The 22,442-nt window shown below is 34.1% G+C and carries 9 protein-coding genes and 1 tRNA gene; 7 read left to right on the forward strand and 3 right to left on the reverse strand.

Annotated elements, in window-relative coordinates:
• The 4 genes from OS191_RS13600 to OS191_RS13615 form a co-directional block, all read left to right on the forward strand.
• Window positions 1-1,031, forward strand: a 1,031-nt coding sequence (locus OS191_RS13600; protein ID WP_267156263.1) for a sprD domain protein, incomplete at its 5' end; no start/stop codon positions are given.
• A gap of 76 nt (window positions 1,032-1,107) precedes the next feature.
• Window positions 1,108-10,761, forward strand: a complete 9,654-nt coding sequence (locus tag OS191_RS13605) for a T9SS type B sorting domain-containing protein (protein ID WP_267156264.1) — start codon at window positions 1,108-1,110, stop codon at window positions 10,759-10,761.
• 38 nt (window positions 10,762-10,799) lie between these two features.
• Complete coding sequence (locus tag OS191_RS13610; RefSeq protein WP_267156265.1) at window positions 10,800-11,771, forward strand: PorP/SprF family type IX secretion system membrane protein; 972 nt, start codon at window positions 10,800-10,802, stop codon at window positions 11,769-11,771.
• Between the two features lie 279 nt (window positions 11,772-12,050).
• Window positions 12,051-14,060 carry a M43 family zinc metalloprotease gene (locus tag OS191_RS13615; protein WP_267156266.1) on the forward strand — a complete coding sequence of 670 codons (2,010 nt, stop codon included), beginning with the start codon at window positions 12,051-12,053 and terminating at the stop codon, window positions 14,058-14,060.
• Window positions 14,061-14,181: 121 nt separating this feature from the next.
• On the opposite strand, the gene OS191_RS13620 is transcribed toward OS191_RS13615, so the two are convergent.
• The 3 genes from OS191_RS13620 to OS191_RS13630 form a co-directional block, all read right to left on the reverse strand.
• Window positions 14,182-15,123 (reverse strand): transporter, encoded by a 942-nt coding sequence (locus OS191_RS13620; protein ID WP_267156267.1) that lies wholly within the window; start codon window positions 15,121-15,123, stop codon window positions 14,182-14,184.
• Between the two features lie 48 nt (window positions 15,124-15,171).
• Window positions 15,172-16,266, reverse strand: a complete 1,095-nt coding sequence (locus tag OS191_RS13625; protein WP_267156268.1) for a hypothetical protein — start codon at window positions 16,264-16,266, stop codon at window positions 15,172-15,174.
• A 169-nt stretch (window positions 16,267-16,435) separates the two neighbouring features.
• A tRNA-Ser gene (locus tag OS191_RS13630) sits at window positions 16,436-16,520 on the reverse strand.
• Between the two features lie 178 nt (window positions 16,521-16,698).
• Here OS191_RS13630 and OS191_RS13635 point away from each other — a divergent pair.
• From OS191_RS13635 to OS191_RS13645, 3 genes are all read left to right on the forward strand, one after another.
• The gene (locus OS191_RS13635) at window positions 16,699-17,328 is read left to right on the forward strand and encodes an NAD(P)H-dependent oxidoreductase (protein ID WP_267156269.1); all 630 of its coding nucleotides are present in this window, start codon (window positions 16,699-16,701) and stop codon (window positions 17,326-17,328) included.
• A gap of 19 nt (window positions 17,329-17,347) precedes the next feature.
• Window positions 17,348-18,547, forward strand: a complete 1,200-nt coding sequence (locus OS191_RS13640; protein ID WP_267156270.1) for a DegT/DnrJ/EryC1/StrS family aminotransferase — start codon at window positions 17,348-17,350, stop codon at window positions 18,545-18,547.
• A 43-nt stretch (window positions 18,548-18,590) separates the two neighbouring features.
• Window positions 18,591-22,442: hybrid sensor histidine kinase/response regulator (locus OS191_RS13645; protein ID WP_267156271.1), on the forward strand; the 3,852-nt coding region annotated here is incomplete at its 3' end.

The raw sequence follows: 22,442 nt of genomic DNA on the forward strand, positions 1-22,442 counted from the left end.
CACAAGCAGATGAAGCAGCTAGATTAGCGGCTGAAGCAGCAGCTCAGGCACAAGCGGATGAAGCAGCTAGATTAGCGGCTGAAGCAGCAGCCCAGTCACAAGCAGATGAAGAAGCTAGATTAGCAGCTGAAGCAGCAGCTGATTTAGAAATAACTCAAAAAGATGCTTTAGCTAAGTCGATGTTTACATTGACAGAAGAAACTAAAGATTTTAAAGAAGCTCAGGATGCCTTACTTATTAGATTAAATGAAGTTGTTCTTACGAAAGAAAAAGATCTTAAAGACTTAAAAGAAGAAAACGACTTAAGTGAGCAAGGCATATATCTAGAGCCAAAACCATTTAAAAGTATTTCTGCAGAAAACAGAGCTTTGGAAGCTATCAAGTCAGATTTAGATGCTGTAATTACAGAACGTAATAAAACCATTACAGAATTAGAAAATTTATATAATGAACGAAATAAAAAAGCTTCCAATAAAAATGATGAAACGAGTCAGTATTATTTAGAAACTATTCAGGCCTTAAAAGCAGAACAAGCAGAATCTGAAAGAACAAGAGCAGGCTTAGTTTCTACTTTAGAAACCATTAATGTTGCGACAGAAATAGAAAGAAAAAGACGAATTAAACGTGCTCTTTACGACAATGAGAAGGATAAATACAATAAGGATATGGCTAGTTTAGAAAGAATTAAAAACAGCACGCCTTTAAGCACGGTGCCTTTAACTGTTGAAGATTTTAATTTTGGTGAAGAGCAGAGTAGTAATGTGCGTATTTTAAAAGGTGTTCAAAATGTTGATAATGGCTACTATATGATTATTGCTGTTCATGAAAATGTTAAAGATAGAGATGAATTTTTAGAGAAAGTTGTTTCTACTGGACAAGCTAACATCAATTTCTTTTATGATGTTAACTCTAGTAAATACTTTATTTATTACCAAAAATTTGATTACGTAGAACAGGCTATGAATGCCATAGATAATAAAGGAAATAAACCATATAATGAAAAAATGTCTGTTGTTAAAATAGAGAATTAAGAAAACAATGAAAGCCCCCATTTGATCTTGATATTGCCCCATATTAAGATTGAGTGTTTATATAAATTAAAATATCATGAAAAAACCTACTTTTTTTAAGATTGGCATTGTTGCAATTATCCTGCTCATGAGCATGCAAACCATTGCTCAAAACTTTGTGCCCTTCACACCAAGATTTAATAGAGATTTAAAAGGAGATATTCGACTCATAGGAAATAATATTCTTGGGCCTAGTAACGATCCATTTAACAATAATTCTGTTTACAATCACAATGTTGATATGCAATATATTGACATAGATGGCGATCCCTCTACTTTTAATTCTACGAGTGCAGATTTGGAAATTCCAAATCCCGGATGTTATCAAATTGTTCATGCAGGTTTATATTGGGGAGCTGTTACCAATGGTAATGAGCCAATAACCAATGTTAGGTTTAAAGGACCCACAGGAGGATATAATGATATTGTTGGAACTGTAGTTTATGAAGCCAATGGTGTAGAAACAGGAAACAGTTATCCATATTCTTGTTATGCGGATGTTACTTCCATTGTTGCAGGTTTAGCAAATAATTTAGGAACCTACACTGTTGGTAATGTTTCTACAGCTGTTGGAGAAACCTCTACTTTTAGTCCTTATAACGGGACAGGTTACTCGGCTGGTTGGTCGCTTTTTATTGTTTTTGAAGACCCAACTTTACCAGGGAAATCGATTACGAGTTTTGATGGGTTTAGTTCTATAAATAGTGCTGTTGATGTTGATATTCCAGTATCTGGATTTCGTACAGTTCCGGCTCCAATTCCAGTAAGAGCAAATTTTGCATTTGCTGCTTTAGAAGGAGATAGTCCAATTCAAAATGACAGGTTGATATTAAATGGGGTGACTATGTCTGCCGTAGATCGTCCTGCAAATAACTTCTTTAATTCGTCGGTAACTCAATTAAGTGCTTTACCTGTAAATAATAGAGTTCCTAATAGTACCAATACTCTAGGTTTTGATACTGGAGTTATGGTGGTTCCTAATCCCGGAAACACGGTTATTGGAAACGGAGACACAACTGCAACCATAAGACTGGAAAGTAATCAAGATCAGTATTTCGCCTATTTTTGTGCTTTTGCTGTAGATATTATAGAACCTAGAATCGTCCTTACCAAAATTGTTGAAGATGATCTTGGAAACGATATTGGAGGTCTAAATATAGGTCTTGGACAACCTTTAAATTATATAATAGGATTTCATAACTCTGGTAATGATGATGCTAATAATTTAATTATTAGAGACATTCTTCCAGTAAATATTATTTTTAATTATCCTGCCGATTTAGGGATATTACCTCCAGGTGTCACTGTTGTTAGTTATACACCAGCCACTAGAGAAATTGTGTTTAGTGTAGACAATTCTATTGTTGAGCAAGGAGATCCTGTTACTGAAATTAGAATTCACGCACAAGTGGTTGATAGTTGTAATCAGTTAGCAGATGCCTGTTCTAATATTGTCAATAATCAAGCTTTTGCAACTTATAGCGGAATAGAAAACCCTAATTTTTTAATTACAGACGATCCTAGTTTAAATAGTAATACGGGTTGTTTAATAACCCCACAAGCAACAAACTTTTTAGTTGATTTAGACTGTGAATTTACAGAAAATGTCATCCTATGTGGAGATACTGTCCAATTAACAGCAGCTAATGGTTACGACTCTTATTCTTGGTCGACCAGTCCAACTGGAACGCCTGTAATTGGAACAACTCAAACCATTACAGTTAATACCGTAGGAACATATTATGTTCATAATACAGCTTTAGCACCTTGTCAGTCTATAGATCAAACATTTTTTGTTACAAATTATGGAGGAACTACGATAGTCAATCCAGTTATTCCTTTTGCAGATGAAATTGTTACTTGTCCTAATGATGGAAAACTATTACCTAATATCTTTTTATGTGGTGGAAATGATTTCAGATTAATTGAAACAAATATAACCGATGCGTCATCAATTATCTGGGAACAATTAGACGAGGGAAGTTGTGCACCTGTAAGTAATACAGACTGTGCTAATGAAAATGCTGCATGTACCTGGAATCAGGTAGGAACTGGTCCAACTTATAATGCTAATACTTCTGGACAGTTTAGATTAACCCTGAATTACGAAGGAGGTTGTTTTAATCAGTATTATTTTAACGTATATCAAAACGTATTAAACCCAACGGTTACAAGCAATGATATTATATGTACAACCCCAGGACAGATAACTGTGGGGGGTGTGCCAACTGGATATGAGTATAGTATCGATGGTGTTACTTACCAATCAAGTAATATTTTTACAGTTACAGTTGCAGGTACTTATACTATTTTTATCAGACAATTAGGAGCCACTACAAATCCTTGTATTTTTACTGTTCCAGATGTACAAATTAGAGCCAGAGATTTTACAGTTTCAATTGATGTAGCACAACCATTATGTTATGGAGATAAAGGAAGTATTACATTGGCAGCTAACGATGTTGAACCACAGTATTTCTTTTCTATCTACGATGGCGCAACCTTAATAAATAATGTAGGTCCAATTACTGAAAACAACTATACTTTTTCAAACTTAAACCCTGGAATCTATACAACTATTGTTGAAACTGAAGATGGCTGTACACATACAGAAGATGTTGAAATTATTGAACCTCCAATATTAACAGCTACTTCGGCTCTTACAAGTCCGTTAACCTGTTCTGATGGTGAGATTACTGTGTATGCTACTGGAGGAACTCCTCCTTATTTTTACTTTGTAAACAGTACTACTGTATTCCAAACAGTTCCGGAAATTGTTGTTACAGCGCCTGGAGTCTTTAATATCACTGTTATAGATTCTAATAACTGTGAAACAACAACGTCTATTACAGTTGAAGCTTCTTTAGCACCTGAATTTACAGTAGATCAAACAAATATCTTATGTGCTGGTTCCGTTACTGGTTCCATAACAATAAATGTTACCAATCCAAATGGTAATAGCTTGATGTATAGTATTGATGGCGGTATTACTTTTGTGAGCTCTAATGTATTTACAGCGCTTAATGCTGGAGATTACGATGTAGTAGTTCAATATACAACTGGACCTGATGTTTGTCTTACAGATCCTCAAACTATAACAATTACAGAAAGCGATCCATTAACAGGAACGGTTACTTTAACCACACCATATACTTGTATCAATAATGGAGAAATAACCGTATCTGGAGTATCTGGTGGAACACCACCTTACAGCTATAGTATTGATGGTGTAACTTTCCAATCTGGAAACACATTTTCCGGTCTATCAACTGGAACATATACAGTAACTATTCAAGATGATAGCGGATGTGTTTTTATTGCAGATTCTATTACTATAGATGCCTTAAACCCTCCAACAGATTTAACCTTTAGTAGTTCTCCTTTAAGTTGTCCGTTGAATACTTCAACCATAACTATTACAGGAACTACAGGAGGTTTTGGAACCTTACAATATCAAATTACTGCTCCAGCCGCAGATGCGACTCCATATCAAACTTCAAATGTATTTGCTGATTTAGCACCTGGAACTTACACTTTCCAAGTTATTGATGAGAACGATTGTACCTATACTGAAACCTATACTATTAATCCACTACCTGCCTTATCAGTTGTTGGACAGAGTATTAATGATGTGACTTGTTTCGGAGATTCTAATGGATCGATTCAATTTACAGTATCTGGTTCTACAGGATTTACATATACCATAAATGGAGGAAGTTCAACTACAGGAACATCTCCAATAATTTTAACAGGTTTAGCTGTTGGAAGCTATACGATTGTTGTTACAGATACAACAACCAATTGTGATGCAACTGCAACTTTAACTGTAGATGAACCAACTTCGGCTTTAAGTATTTCAACAACTATCAGTCCAATAACCTGTAATAGGAGTGGGGAAGTTGTTATTAATGCTACTGGAGGATGGGGAGGAAATACCTATAGTATTACGTTGCCAGATGGTACCATAATTCCTGCACAAGCTAGTAATACTTTTGTAAATTTAATACAAACAGGAACTTATACAGCAACAGTAATTGATGCATATGGATGTACGGTAACAACTACCTTTGATTTAGTAGTACCAATAAGTCCTACAGCAACGATAAGTGTGACTTCAGATTATTGTTATGATGCAACCAATGCTGCAACTCTTGAAGTCACTGCTTCTGGTGGTCAACCACCTTATCAGTTTAGTATTAATGGCGCACCATATACATCAAATAACATTTTTAATAATTTAGTACCTGGAACCTATACCATAATCGTTAGAGATGCGTATGGGTGTACTTTTACTTTACCTGCAGAAACGATTGCAGCTCAATTATTAGTTAATACTATTGTTACTAAAGACTTAGATTGCACAGCATCTCCAGATGCTTTAATTACTGGAACTATTTCTGGTGGATATGCACCATTTACCTATGAAGTATCTATAAATGGAGGAGCATTTACTAACTTAGGAACTACAGGTTCACCATTTACCTACACAACAGCAGTTGATGGAACCTATCAATTTCAAATAACAGATGCTCAAGGTTGTACGGCCCTATCAACTGTCAATACAATTGATGCCATTACCTTACCTGAAATTCTTTCAGTAACACAGACGCAACCAATATTATGTCATGGAGATGAAAATGCTGCCATAGATGTTGTAATAAATACGACTGTTGGAGAACCAGTTTATGTTATTAATGTATATAACACGACTACAGGAGTTGATTACGGAACTCAAACATCCGGTTTATCTGCAGGTTCTTATACCATAACTTTAACAGATAATAATTCTTGTACAGATACTGAAACTATCATTATTGCAGAACCTTCAGCTATAGTTGTTAATTATCATGCTGTTCCAATTACTTGTAGTCCAAGTGGAGTTTCTCAGGGATCAGTGATTATAGATGGAGTAACAGGAGGAACGGCGCCTTATAATTATTTTGTAACTGGTACTAATGGCTATAATAATTCAGAACTTAATAATGCAGGAACAACATCTGTAAGTTTTGATGTGGTAGATTTTGGTTTGTATCAAATTAACGTTGTAGATGCAAATGGTTGTTCAGTTTTAGTTCAGGATGTGCTTGTGGCATCACCACCAGACGATTTAGATATTAATATTACTGCCATAGCTGATTGTCTTTCAGGAGGGGAAGCTATAGTGACTATTGGTACAACTTTAATTAGTTCTGGTCCTTTCTACTTTAGTATTTATCCTGCAACTGGAACACCTCCGGGAGGATCATGGATTCCAGAACTTACTCCAGGAAGTGCTACATTTTCTAATTTACTTCCAGGAGTAACCTATACGTTTATTGTGTATGATGATTCTACTGGATGTAGTTATTATGAAACAGCTACCAGTCCAATTCCAACAAATTCTACATTAACAGCGACAGCAGTTATTGCAAATAATATTACTTGTACAGGAAGTGCGGACGGAAACGTATCCTTTACTATAAATAGCACGTATGCAACTGCGACTAATGTAACTTATGAAATATTCGATTCCTTATCCTTAGTAACAACAGGAATAAGTGGAACAGGAGTCGTACCAGCAAATGGTTCTTTACCAATTACTAATTTAGGTCCGTTATCTTTTGGAAATTATTTTGTTCTAATTAGCGAAACTTCTGGACCAAATACCGGTTGTAGTGTAGTTACTATTCCTTTTAATATAACTGAATCTGCTTTTGAATTAAATTTAACAGCTACAGTAGATCAAAATGCTAATTGTAATCCAGGTTCTGGTGTTATAAGTGCTATTGCTATGGATGGAACGCCACCATACATGTATCAAATAACAACTACTGCAACGGCGCCAACTTCAACCGATCCATTTTGGGCATCTTCAAGTACGTTTAATATGGATGCAAATAGTTATTATGTTCATGTGATGGATGCATACGGATGTATTAAAACAACACCTGTTTTAGTATTACCTATGGATCCTTCTCCAATAATTGCAGCAACAGTAAATAACCAATGTAATACTGCTGAAGGTGATTTTGAAATTGACGTGAGTTTAACAACTGCAGGAATGCCACCTTATACGTTTAGTATTGATGGAGGTGCATTCCAAACATTCTCAGCGCCATTTACCATTCAGAATTTAACCTCTGGAACTCATACAGTAGTAGTGAGAGATGTAAATGGGTGTGAAAACATGGTTAGTGTAGATATTGAACCTCCATTAGGAATTACTCCGACAATAACAGGAATAACAACATGTTCTGATGATGATGGAGAAATTACAGTTACAGCTCTTGGAGGTACAGGAACGTATTCATATAGTATCAGTCCAAATCCAGCTTCAATAACTCTAACAGGGAATGTGTTTTCTGGAGTGCCATCAGGTATTTACACGGTAACTATTACTGATACTACAACGCTTTGTTCTGAAGATGCCAGCATCACTCTAGATGCTGCAACCCCAGTTAGCTTTACGACATCGGTAACTGATGTAAGTTGTAATGGAAGTAACGAAGGTGTTATTACTGTAAACTTAGATGCAGGGAATGATAATCCAGTTTATACTTATGAAATTACTGCTCCAATAGTTGTCGCACCTCAAAGTTCGAATGTGTTTACAGGATTGGCAGCAGGAACCTATACTGTTCAGGTAAATTCTGGAAGAGGATGTTCAAATACGATGGATGTTACAATTGGGGAACCTGCTTTACTGACATTGTCCGGAACTGCAACCGATTTTGCTTGTGCGGCAGATGGATCAGTTAACACCTCTCTTTTAACACTTACCGAGGGTGGTGGAACAGCTCCTTTCTCTTATAGTTTAGATGGAATTAATTATTTTGATACGAATGTTTTCGATATTATCGATACAGGAAGTACACAAACTATTAGTATTTATGTAAAAGATACTAATGGGTGTATTGCAACAAATACTGTAACCATTTTGCCATTACCAACCTTGACGGCTGCAACAGTTTCCGAAGCAACTCCTATAGATTGTAATAATACAGGTTCTATAGCTATTACAGTAACAGGAGGTTCTGGAAACTTTGAGTATCAAATGTTGCCAGATGGACTGCCACAGACTTCTAATGTTTTTGATATTTTGTTACCAGGAGATTATTATTTCTTAGTAACCGATTTAGATACCGGATGTACCATTGCAACTGCAGCTTATACTGTTGCTCCATTTGATACGGTTGAAGCCTTAGCTACAGCAACTACAGCAGTTACTTGTTTTGGAGATACTGATGGAGCTTTAGATATTCACGTGAGTGGTTATTTAGGGACTTATACTTATGAAGTTTTTAATAGTTCAGGAACATCTGTTTTAGGACCAATTGCAGCAGACACAAGTACAAATCCACAAGCTATTTCAGGATTATCAGCTGGAAATTATACCGTTGAAATTACCGAAACTGCAAGCCCTTTCTGTTCTGTTACAACCAATGTGGTTACTATTACATCTCCTACAGAACCTTTAGCTGTTGTGGCTTTAGAAACGTCGAATGTAACTTGTACAAACGACTTAGGAACCATTACTGCAACTGCAACAGGAGGTTGGGGAACATATCAATACGAATTAACTGGAGCAGCTACAGTAGCTTATTCAGCAAATGGTACTTTTGAAAACTTAGCAGCTGGAACCTATACCGTAAATGTTATGGATGCCGGAGGTTGTATCGCTTCAGATACGGTAACTCTAGATATTCCAACTCCAATAGATGCTATTGTCACTCCAAGTGCTACTTTATTATCTTGTTTTGATGATACCAATGCAACCATTACGGTAACTTCTACTACTGGTGGTTTTGGAAGCGATTATTTATATACGCTGAATATGCTTTCACCAACTGTAAGTTCTTCAGGACCTCAAACGTCTCCAATATTTGGAGGTTTAGGAGTGGGGACTTATCAAGTAGTTGTAACAGATGCTTATAGCTGTAGTTTTACTTCAGCAGATATTGTTATTACGCAACCTACGCCAATTCAAGCGAGCTTGGTAAAAGCAACGTCTCAAACCTGTTTAACAGAAGCAACACTTACGTTGAGTGCTACAGGAGGAACTGGTCCGTATACGTATAGTGCAAATAGTACTTTTACACCAATTTTAGGGTCGTTTGCAACGTCAACAACATTTACTGTTCCTGTTGGAACTTATGAATATTATGTGCAAGATGCTAATGGTTGTATTGCTATTGTATCGAATGAGATTACCATAGATCCATTACCAGATTTAATCTTGAATTTATCTTTAACCAATGCCGTTATTAACTGTGCTGGAGATGCTACTGGAGTCATTGTGGCTTCAGCCGAAGGTGGATTAGGAGGTTATGTGTACATTTTACAAGATACCTCTGGAAATACCATTCCAGCTACACAAACTAGCCCAGGTGTATTTACTGAACTATTAGCAGGAACTTATGTGGTTCAAGTGGAAAGTGGCGATTGTTTAACAACGTCGGCTCCAATTGAAATAACAGAGCCTTCTGCACCATTAATTGCACCTTTTACAGTTGTGGATGTAACTTGTTTTGGCGCAAATAATGGGTCTATAACTATAAATGCTTCTGGAGGAACAGGCGTTATTAAATATGCTATTTCACCTCAATTGGATCAGTTTTTCGATACTAATGTTTTTGAAAACTTAGAACCAGGAACGTATGATGTGATTGTTCAAGATGAATTAGGCTGTTATTTAACTCTTAATTTCACTATTACAGAACCTGCACCAATCTTTATAGTAGTAGATCCTCTATCTGTAATCGATGAGGTTTGTGAAGGAGATTTAGATGGAGAGTTTAGCATTGATATCTCTGGAGGAACACCTCCTTATTCTGTAAGTCTTGATAGCTATGGTGGACCTTATACAACAGGAACTGCTACCCAAACTCAGTTTGATTTTATTGGATTAAGTGGAGGACAGCATATTGTTTATGTAAGAGATAGTTTTGGGTGTGAGTCTGAAGTGGAGGTCAATGACATGGCAGAACCAGTAAGAATCAATCCTATAGTTGAGATTGAATATGCTTGTGTTGATAATGCTTCAAGTAATATAGTTACGGTTATTGTAGATGATAGCATTACAAACCTAGACGATTTAGATTACTCTTTAGATGGAGGACCTTATCAGTTAAGTAATGTGTTTATAGATGTCACTCCAGGAACTGGACATTATATTGATGTAAGACATACTAATGGTTGTATACAAAGAACTGAACTTTTTGATATAACATCTTTCGATCCCTTAACCTTGGCTCTAAGCGATGGCGAAATAAACGAAATTATAGCAACTGCAACTGGAGGTTCTGGAGACTATGTATTCACGTTAAATGGAGAAGATTATGGAAGCACCAATGTGTTTGTTATTTCAGAATCTGGAACATATACTGTAACGGTTACAGATAGTAATGGCTGTGTTGCTATTGCTTCAAGACATTTTGATTATGTGGATGTGTGTATTCCAAATTATTTTACGCCTAATGGGGATGGTATTCTAGATGGTTGGGCTCCTGGATGTGTTACTCACTATCCAAATCTTGATTTCGATATCTTCGATCGTTATGGTAGAAAAATCGCAACCTTAAGAGTTGGAGAAACATGGGATGGAACGTATCAAGGAAAGGAACTTCCTACTGGAGATTACTGGTATGTGGTAAGATTGAATGATTCTAAAGACAATAGAAATTTTGTTGGACATTTCACACTTTACAGATAATTAAGAAGGTTATTGTCTAAAAATTAAAACGAAACAAAATGAAAAAACTAATTATATACTCTCTTTTATTAGTCGTAACATATGGTTATAGCCAAGAGTTAAATTTACCTGTATATACCCAATATTTAGCAGACAATCCTTTTGTTATTTCTCCAACATATGCGGGAATAGGCGATAATCTTAAAATTAGAGCTAACGGATTGACACAATGGGTGGGTATTAAAGATGCTCCAGATAACCAATCTATTTATGCCGATTTTAGAATTGCAGACCGTTCAGGAATAGGGATTTCATTATATAATGATAAAAATGGATATACTGTACAGAAAGGATTGAAAGTTTCGTTTGCACATCACCTTATATTGGATTATTATTCCAAGCAGTATTTATCTTTTGGAATTTCGTATAACTTGAATAGCTTTAGAATAGATATTGATGAATTTAGACCAACATATGAAACACCTATTATCGATCCAAGAGTTACAGATGATAGAGCCATCTCGAATAACAATTTTGATGTAGGTGTTTTATACAGAAATAAAGGTTTTTATTTCAGTTTAAATGCAAATAACCTGCTACCTAAAGATATTGATGATTATGTTGGAGTAGAACCTGATTTACTTTTAAACTATCAAGTATACACAGGACTAACTATTCAGAGTAAACAAAATAAAAAATTAGAATTTGAACCATCGGTGTTTTTCCAATATTTTGATAGTGATAACCGTTCCAGTACAGATTTAAATATTAAAGTTAGAAAGTACGATAGGAGAGAAGATTATTTCTGGGGAGGTATTTCGTATCGTTTTCTTAATGATCAGTTTTTCAATCCTTTAAATGTTGGACCCATGGCAGGAATTAAGAAATCAAACTTTTATTTTGCTTATTCTTATCAAATTACGGTAAACGATTTGGCAGGATATAATTCAGGAACCCATATGATAACTATAGGATTAGACTTCTTACAAGGTATTAGTAACTGTCCTTGTACACAAAGCCCGTTGCACTAATAATGTTCACTAATTTAGCTTTATGTTACATCCGTATTTAAAACAATATAATTTTTAAGTTTGTTTTTGTCCTCTATTATCTTTTTTTAGGTGAATTTTATTATATTTGATATGTCCCAAGATATAATATATCCCTCTTTTTCATAATAGTAGCGTTTATAGCTATAGTTATCAAGCTATGGTTTATATAAATTTTTGCTATTCAAAATTGATTTTAAAAAAAATCTTAATTGAAGAGCAACATTTTTTAAGTGAATTATTAATCTTAAAACTACTATTTTGAAAAACATTCTATTTTTACTTAGCATTTTTGTTTGTTATAATTTGTCTGCACAAAAGCATTGTGCTCAGGACGAATACCAACAAAAAATTTTTAATGAAGACCCTTCATTAAGACCTGAAAATAATCCATCTTATCAAGAATTAGAAGAGTTTACTAGAAATTTTATTCCATCTTCCTCCCATGAAAGAGCTTCTAATATTGGTGGATTAGAAATCGGATATGATTATATTATACCTGTTGTGGTTCATATAATACACAACAATGGACCCGAAAATATTTCCGATAAAGCTGTAGAAAGAGCCATAGAGATGTTAAATATATTTTATGCAGGTGAATCTGCATTCGACCAAAATATAGATCCAGATTTTGTTGCTGTGCGAGGTGCTTTTACAGGTAAAAAATTAAAATTTGTTTTGGCTAAATTTGATCCAGATGGCAATGCTACAAATGGTATTGACAGACAAGTAGATGCTACATATACGTATCAAGGTGATAATAGTAACATGCGATTAATGTATCATTGGCCAAGAGAAAACTATTTTAATATTTATGTTGTAGCTCAATCCTGGACAGGTAGTTCAAGTTCTGGGTTTGCAACATTTCCTCCAAGTGTAGATGGTTCAGCAAATGCTTATTTAGATGGCCACGTTATGTCTGCTTGGGCTTTTGGTGAGCATGGAGAAATGTGGCAAACTTGGTATCATAACTTATCTCATGAAGTTGGACATTGGTTAAATGTTTATCACATTTGGGCCAATGCTGGTGGAAATGGAAATTCATATTATTGTAATCTTGATGACTCTGTTGCAGATACGCCTAATACTAAAGGAAACTCTTTAAGCGATTTAGATTATTTCCCAGGAGTTGGAACAGTTTTTAATTGCAGTACTAAGGATAATTATACTAATATGATGGATTATACCTCTGCCACTTATGCTATGTTTACTGAAGGTCAAAAAGCCCGAATGGAAGCTGCTTTAAACTCATCGGTTGCAGACAGAAATAATTTATGGTCTGTAAATAACGTTTTAACCACTCTTTATGGTTGCACAGATGGTGTAGATTCCGATTCAGATTTAATTCCAGATGCCTGCGATACGTGTCCTAACAGCTATTTTAACGATAGTGATGAAGATGGTATTTGCGACGATTTAGATGCATGCAATGGTTTTCCAGATGTTAATGTAGATGCCAATCCAAATGCAATTGATGCTTGCGACCCCTTATTGCCTATAATTAACTTTAATTCAGAAACAGTTTTATCTTACGATGCATCCGAAGATAATGGTGTAACTATTAATTACGATCAAGGTGCTACTATTCATGTGTCTGTAAATGGATGGAAGGCCATTAATTTAAATTATAATATAACACCAAACACTATATTAGAATTCGACTTTAAAAGCACTATAGACGGTGAGACTCATTATATCGGAATAGATAATGATTTGCAATTAGATCCTATTTTAGCCTATAAATTATATGGAACAGAAATTGTTACTCCAACGGCTAATTATAATGTAGATTACGACACCTATCAAGACACTGATTTGTTTTCGTATAAACATTATACCATACCAATTGGTAATTTATATAATGGGAATGCATCTTACCTTTTCTTTACAGCTGGTAATGATACATATAGTGAAGTTTGGTATGGTGGTTACTTTTATCCTGGAGGAGGAAGGTATAATGATGCCACTTCTTTTTTTAGAAATGTAAAATTATATGAAAGTGAGGTTCTTTCTACAAACGAAGTGCGTTTTGAGTCTAATATTTCTATTTATCCAAACCCTACAGTCAATCAAGTGACCATTTCAACCGTTAATGGATTAAAACTACAAGATATTCAAATTCTAGATGCACGAGGAAAAATGATTAAAACCTTAAGTTTTAATCAATCACAAAAAGGAATAATTTATTTAAACGAACTTTCATCTGGAATTTATTTTATTAAAATCATTTCAAATGAAGGCGTTAGTACTAAAAAAATAATAAAACTTTAATACTTATTTTAAGCATATCTTAGCCTTAATTTTCTAATTCATTTGCTTTAAAGCGTTATGGATATAGAAAATTAAGGCTATGATTTTTTAAATCAACTATGCTGGTAGGCTTATAAAGAAATTAAAACATTGTAGACCAGCCCAGAATAAAACCATTTGTATTTGCACCAATATCCTTTAAAGTAAGCGTTGTTCCATAAGCTATTTTAATGGCTTGTTTTTTGAAAATAGGCATTCCAGCAGAAAGTCCTCCTAAAAAGTTACCACGTTCATCGTCTTTATGTTGTCTGTTTACAATAGAGTTTCCACCTAAACCATATCCAAAACTTAGAGTGGTCCAAATGCGATGTTTAAATTGTTTGGTTAGATGCGTTTGTATAGCAAAAAGAGGTTTTTGCTTTTTAGTTTGATCAATATAAAAATCGTTATTATTTGTATAAATAAATACAGAAGTTGATAGTTCATAAGACCAAGAGCTCCAATTATGCGTCATTCCAATTTGAGGACGAAACACAAAGGTATTAGATCCTAAATTCAGTAATTTATCTCCATAATATTGTCCAAATGGGAAGCTAATCGCTACCGAGGCACCTACAGTTGTGTAAGTTGGGTTATCTTTCATAAACTCTTGCATTTCTTTTATAGTCATGGCTTTAGGACCAATAAAGTTAATAGAGAGTCGTAACCTTGGATCAGCAAGACCAGTTCTAGAAATGGATCTAGCTTCTCCATTTAAAAGTCCTTCCCATTTTGCAGAACTAACAGGCAATAAAACATCAATTCTAGCCTGTTTATTTCCAATTTTAAACGGACGTACATATTGAAAGGCTAAAGAGTTTACAGTAACTGATGCATCTTCTGCTTGTAAAACAGGATCAAATTCTATATTTCCAAATACATGGCTAAATCCTGCCCCAATCACATTGGTTCCTAAGGGCATAGAACTCCAACGTCTAGGTTCTATGTCTTGAGCATAACTTTTGCATTGAACTAACATACATATTAGACAGGTAACTTTTACTAAGGAGTTAAAAATAATATTACACTGTTTTAACTTTAGCATACGTTTTTATTTAATTAAGGTTTGTATGATGTTTTAAATTTTGAAATACTAAAGTAGGAATCTATAGTTTACAGATAGCAAAAAGGATTTTCTATCTCCAATAACACCAGCTTCCGATCTAAACATCCATTTTTTATTATATTGGAACTGCATACCTACAATGCCATTCCATTCTTGTTTGGCTTTTTTCTCAATGCCATAACGAATAATCGACTCTCCGTCAGCACCTGCAATTCTATTTACAATTGGAGTTAAAATTTCGTTGGCTTTGTTAATTTTAGCTGCATCAATAGGGTTTGTAGGGTCTAAAGAATTTAACCATTGATAATAATTGGTAGCTATTTCATTGCCTCTGTCAAAAACTTCTTGAGAAAAAATATCTTTCATTTGAATTTCACCGAATGTTTCAGATCCAAGCTTAACTTTCATTGCGCCCACCCATATACCAAAATTTCGATAGGGTTTGTGTTGGTAAACAAAATTATGTCCAACCCGTATTCCAAAAGTTGTTACTCTTACGGCTTCATCTAAATGTTCTGGTTTATTCCAGGTTAAATTAGTGTCTAGCGCTATCCAAACGGGGCCAACTCCACCAGCAGCAGTAACACCAAATCCTGTGGTTCTTACACTTTGTTCCACAATAGATTGTAATTCTATAGGAAAGGTTAAGTTAACTTCAGTCTTAGATTGTCCATATCCAAAAACTCCATACACATTAAGAAAAGGGAAAATCCAAAGATCTGGCCTCACCATGACGGTATGAGCAGAGCTATAATTATCACCAAATTCAATAAAATCTACAGGTGTTAAAGCGATATCTAAATTTTTAGTTTGTAAACCAAGTTGCAGATTATCAATAATAAGCCCTTGCTTTACATACATATAGTTAACCATAACTCCAGTTGGATACGGAATGTCGAACCCCTTTTTATAGGCTTCTTGCCCCCAAATAGGGAAGGTGTTGGTGTATTTAACCTGTTTTAAGCTGTCTGTATATGCTTCAAACTTCTTATTGATTTCTGTTGTTGGATACTGTGCGTATAGTTCTTCAGAAAAAAATAGTATTATAATTAAGGACGTTAAGACTATTTTAATTAAAGTGCTTTTATGCTTACAATAGTTTGATAATGTGCCATTAGACATTCTAGATGTTTTAAGTGATATGCTAAACAAATATAAAAATTGTAGTTAGATTTTAGGAAAAATAATTAAAATGAAGTTAATAAATGTGTTTAGATTTAACTGTATCTATCTTTATTATTGTCAACTAAAAAACAAACCCTTGTAAATCATGTATTTACAAGGGTTTTTGCGGAGAAAGAGGGATTCGAACCCCCGGAGGTGTGACCCTCAACAGTTTTCAAGACTGCCGCATTCGACCACTCTGCCATTTCTCCAGTGTGTCTCATTAGGTGTTCCCTAATTGCGGGTGCAAATATAGAATCCTTTTTTGATTCTTTCAAATAATTAAACTGAAATTTTTAAAAGAATTTTTAAAAGCTTTCAATAATTTTGATTTTCCGTTAGTTGAAACAATTTACAAGCCTTACTTTTGTCTATTATTATAGAATATTTATGAATATTATTGATAAATTACAATGGCGTTATGCTACAAAAGCATTCGATTATAAAAAAATAGTCCCGAAAGAAAAGTTAGATATTTTGTATCAAGCCTTTAACCTTACAGCATCATCTTATGGGTTACAGCCCATAAAATTGATTGTTATAAAAGATAAGAAACTACAAGCAGAATTAGTTGAACATTCCATGAATCAACAACAAGTAGCTCAAGCATCTCATGTTTTGGTTTTTTGTATACAGACAGCTATTGATGAAGAATTTGTTTTAGAATACTTCAATCGTGTTCATAACTTGCGCCAAACCCCAAAAAAAATATTAAAACCATTTCGAGATTTTCTAATATCAGATTTTGAAAGTAAACCACAACAACAAATAGAAGAATGGGCTACTAAGCAAGCCTATTTAGCTCTAGGCAATATGTTAACAGTTTGTGCTCTTGAAGGCATAGATTCTTGTCCTATGGAAGGTTTTAGCCCCAATGCATATGATGATATTTTAAATTTGAAGAAAAAAGGTCTGAAATCTGTTTTATTACTGCCCATAGGATTTAGAGCAAATGACGATATGTTTGCTGATTTCAAAAAAGTTAGAAAAGACATTTCAGATAGCGTTATTGAATTATAAAATCTATAAAAAATAAATTATGCCAGGATTTGAATTATTTGGAGATAAAGAACGAAAAGAATTAAACGATGTTTTAGACAATGGTATACTTATGCGCTATGGTTTTGATGGCATGCGTAAAGGGCATTGGAAAGCTAAAGATTTAGAAAAAACCTTAGAATCTAAACTTCAAGTAAAGCATGCACAAGTAGTATCTAGTGGAACAGCAGCTGTTTCTGTTGCAATGGCTGCTGCAGGAATTGGTTCTGGCGATGAGGTTATTATGCCCACATTTACTTTTGTTGCTAGTTTTGAAGCCATCATGATGCTTGGAGCTGTTCCTGTTTTAGTGGATATTGATAATACCTTAACGCTAGACCCAAAAGCAGTGGAAGCTGCAATAACACCTAAAACCAAAGCCATTATGCCGGTACATATGTGTGGAAGTATGGCTAATATGGATGCTTTACAAGCTATTTGTAAAAAACATAATTTAATTTTAATTGAAGATTCTTCGCAAGCAACAGGAGCTACCTATAAGGGAAAACCTTTGGGAAGTATTGGAGACTTAGGGTGCTTGTCTCTAGATTTTGTAAAGATTATTACTGCAGGCGAAGGTGGTGCAGTATTAACCAATAACGAAAAATTTTATACAAACTCCGATCATTTTTCAGATCATGGGCATGACCATAAAGGTAATGATCGTGGCGCAGAAACGCATCCGTTTTTAGGTTATAACTTTAGAATTTCAGAATTACACGCTGCTGTAGGTCTAGCACAGCTAAGACGTTTAGACGAATTTGTAGCTATTCAAAAGAAAAATTATAGCATTCTTCGTGAAGCACTTTCTACAATTCCAGAGATTACTTTTAGAACGGTTCCAGAAGGAGGAGAGGAAAGTTATTCGTTTTTAAGTTTCTTTTTACCAGATTTAGATATTGCAAGAAAAGCTTCAAAAGTTCTAAAAGATTCAGGTGTTGATGCCTGTTTTCATTATTACGATAACAACTGGCATTATATTAGAAAGTGGAATCATTTAAAAGATATAAAATCATTATACCCTATTTCATCTGAAGTAAAAAGCGGACTCAAATATCTTCAAACTAAAACCTTTGAACAGTCAGATCATTATATTGCTAGAAATATTTCTTGCTTAATTAAGCTTTCTTGGACAGAAGAACAAGTGAGAGAGCGAGCACAATTAATGGTTCATGCAATTACTTCAACTTTAAATAAGTAATCAAAAACAATTTAGTAACTTTAAGTGGCAATTAAATATGTACATGAGTCACTTAAAGTTATTGATGTTTTTTTTATTTCCTATTGTTGTTTTTTCACAAAATAACAAGCAAGTTGCATTTAGAGAATTAACTGTTGCCCAAGGTCTTTCGCAAAACAGTGTGGTAAGTATTGCACAAGATAGTTTAGGGTTTATGTGGTTTGCCACACAAGATGGCTTAAATAAATACGATGGGAGAGAGTTTACCAACTACAATTTTCAGTTTGAAGATGTTACCAGGCCAAAATACAGTAAGCTGGGAAAAATTTATGTGGATAGATCTGGGCAGTTATGGATTATTAGTATTTCTGGGAAGCTTCAAAAATATCATGAAGCAACAGATAGCTTTATAAATCAGAAAGAGTTTCAGAATTCCAGTGTGATTTTTCAAACAAAGTCATTAGATTATCTTATCGGAACTTTTGGAAAAGGCTTGTTTAGAATAGACCATAAAACAAAAGACACGCTTCAACTACTTCAAGAACGCGATAAATCTTTAGATATCTACAATATAATTCAATTTGGAAACCTACAACTAGCTTCTAGTTCCAAAGGAGTTGTAATTATTAATGATAAATCTTATAGTATAGAACAAATTCCAAATTTTGAAGACACGAACTTTAGTGCTCTGACTTCTTCAAACAATGAAACACTTTTTTTAGGAAGCTTTGGAGACGGCTTGTTTATTAAAACAAAAGCAAATAAGACTTACAAACAGTTTAAAGGCTTTGCAACTGAAGGTTTTCCTACCAATTTAATTATTCAAGACGTATTGGTAGATAAACACCAGAAATTATGGGTTGCTACTTACGGCCAAGGTGCTTATATTATTGATTTTAAAGAAGAGTCAATTCAGCATTTTGTGGCCAATAAAAACGATCCTTATGCCTTACATTATAATGATGTTTTGAGTTTGTTTGAAGATTTTACTGGAACTATTTGGTTAGGGACAGATGGCGCAGGATTAAGTTATTTTGATGAGTATTTGGTGAAATTTAATGTTTTAACAAACAACCAAATGCCTAGAGAAGTTCATGTAGATGTTAGTCGTGCTATTGCAGTTCATGAAAATGATATTTGGTTGGGAACTTCGGGAAAAGGACTTACAAAAATAAATATTAAAAAGGATGAGTTTGTAACCTTGACAACTGATAATTCAAAGTTGAAAAGCAACCGAATAATGAGTTTGTTATTTTACAATGAACATTTATGGATTGGACATCAAACTCAAGGACTTCAAAAACTAGATAAAACAGGAAACATTATTTCCTTTCCAGAAACAGACATATTTACTATTTGGAGAATATCTGAAGCATCACATGGAAAATTATGGTTATGTACTAGAACCAATGGGCTTCTTTTATTTGATATAGAAAAAGGCATTATAGAAAAAGGGTTTCATCAAGAAAACTCCAACCTCACGTCTAATAATATCCGAATTATAGAAAAAGGAACAGCCAACACCTTTTGGATAGGTACCGAAGATGCAGGAATCTTTAAATTAGATACAGAAACACAGCATATAGAAAATATTGAGATTGTTTTAAATCCAATTAAATCCTTGTATTTTAATAAAGACACACTGTGGATTGGTACCAACGGAAATGGCTTAATAGGGTATCATATTCCTACTAAAAAAATAGCGTCTTATACCAAAGACCAAGGTCTGCCAAATAATGTTATTTATGGTATTTTGCCTGATAACCAAGGTAATTTATGGTTGAGTTCTAATAAAGGTATCTCGAATTTTCATCTTAAAAACGAGCAGTATGAAATAGAAAACTATAGTAATTATGATGGTTTGCAAGCTTTTGAGTTTAATACAGGCGCCTATTTTAAAGATGCTAATGGGATGTTATACTTTGGAGGATTAGAAGGTTTAAATTGGTTCAATCCCAATCAGTTGGTTTTTAATCCTACAAAACCCAAAACAATAATTACAAATTTTAAAGTTTTTAGTAAAGAACAAGATCTAGAAAAACAGTTAGAATTAAAATATAATCAAAACACGGTAACCTTTACTTTTTCATCTCTGCATTTTTCGCAACCAGAACGTAATCAATATCAATACAGATTGATAAATAATGATGAGCAATGGATTTCCTCTGGAAACAATAACGTAGCTCATTATACAAATTTACCTCCTAATGATTATCAATTTCAAGTTATTTCAAGTAATTACGATGGGGTTTGGAATACCAATCCAGCCACGTATTCTTTTACCGTTTTAGAGCCTTGGTATGCCAATAATTTAGCTAAAACAATTTATATATTGTTAGGTGTTTTATTTGCTATAAGTATTTATAAATATCTAAAATGGCGTTGGCATGTTAAAAATCAACTGCGTTTGGAATATGAAGAAACTCTCCGACTTAGAAAGTTAGACGAATTTAAAACCAAGCTTTATACCAATATTTCCCATGAATTTAGAACGCCACTAACACTTATTTCAGGTCCCATAGATAACCAATTAGCAAAAACAGACCTTTCCAAAACCGACAAAAAAGAACTGAGTTTAGTAAAACAAAATGCCGACAGATTACTTCATTTAGTAAACCAAATGTTGGATTTGTCTATGATAGATTCTGGACAAACAAAACTTCGAGTTTCGAGAGGAGATTTATCTATTTTATTTAAGCAGCTTGTTAGTGCTTTTCAGTATCAAGCCAATCAGAAAAACATTACAATTAAACATCAAATTTTCGATTTAAAAGACGTTTGGTTTGATGCAGATGTTATTGAAAAGGTAAGTTCTAATTTATTGTCAAATGCTATAAAATATGCACCAAAAAACAGTGAAATTATTTTTGATGCTCTTAATCTAGATGGCATGTTGGTATTATCAATTATAAACTCTAGTAAGCTAGTTGGAAAAGAAGATTTGAGTAAGTTATTTCAACGGTTTTATCAAGATAATGAACTTTCAGATGGCGTAGGAGTTGGCCTAGCCTTAGTGCGCGATTTAGTTACTCTCTCTAAAGGTACTATTATAGCCAATAATATCGATGCAAACAGAATACAGTTTAACGTTTCACTTCCTATAAATAAAGACGCTTTTACTGCTGAAGAAATTTATGATAGGCTTAAAGTTGAAAACCTTTCATTAGAAACAGATGAATTGATATCAGAAGTCAACACCAACAAATCAAGTCTATTAATTGTTGAAGACGAAACGGATATCCGCGCTTTTATTGTCTCTATATTTTCTGACAACTATGATATTCTTGAAGCCGAAAACGGAAAGATAGGACTTGAAAAAGCACAGGAAAACCTTCCAGATTTAATTATCAGTGATATTATGATGCCAGAATTAGATGGAATCGAACTTTGTCATGGTATTAAAACAAACGAGTTAACCAGTCACATTCCAGTCATTCTATTAACGGCTAAAGTAGGAGAGCATCATGAAATTGAAGGTCTTAAAACCGGGGCAGATGCTTATGTAACCAAACCGTTTAGTAGTGAGAAACTTAAAATTAGAGTCGAAAAATTGATTGAAAATCGTATAAAACTTCAAAAACACTTTAGTAATACGTTAACCATTAATCCAGAATTAGCCATTACGTCTACAGAAACAGAGTTTTTAAAGAAACTTCAATTGGTTTTGGATACACATATTAGCAATTCAGAATTTACAAGTGAGACTTTTTGCAAGTACATGCAAATAAGCCGAACCCAACTTCACAGAAAATTAAAGGCCATTACTGGCATGACAACTAGCGAATTTATACGTTCGCAACGCTTAAAACTGGCTGTTCAATTGTTAAAATCTTCCGATGCCACCATGGCAGAAATTGCCTATCAAGTAGGTTTCAATTCCCCTTCGTACTTCAATAAATGTTTTAAGGAAGTGTAT

This window comes from Xanthomarina sp. F2636L, assembly GCF_026410195.1.
Classification (GTDB): domain Bacteria; phylum Bacteroidota; class Bacteroidia; order Flavobacteriales; family Flavobacteriaceae; genus Xanthomarina.

Bases quoted from the DNA above. Each gene is read 5' to 3' on its own strand.
- OS191_RS13620 (WP_267156267.1), bottom strand. From the start codon at position 15,123: ATGCTAAAGTTAAAACAGTGTAATATTATTTTTAACTCCTTAGTAAAA.
- OS191_RS13605 (WP_267156264.1), top strand. From the start codon at position 1,108: ATGAAAAAACCTACTTTTTTTAAGATTGGCATTGTTGCAATTATCCTG.
- OS191_RS13635 (WP_267156269.1), top strand. From the start codon at position 16,699: ATGAATATTATTGATAAATTACAATGGCGTTATGCTACAAAAGCATTC.
- OS191_RS13640 (WP_267156270.1), top strand. From the start codon at position 17,348: ATGCCAGGATTTGAATTATTTGGAGATAAAGAACGAAAAGAATTAAAC.
- OS191_RS13610 (WP_267156265.1), top strand. From the start codon at position 10,800: ATGAAAAAACTAATTATATACTCTCTTTTATTAGTCGTAACATATGGT.
- OS191_RS13625 (WP_267156268.1), bottom strand. From the start codon at position 16,266: ATGTCTAATGGCACATTATCAAACTATTGTAAGCATAAAAGCACTTTA.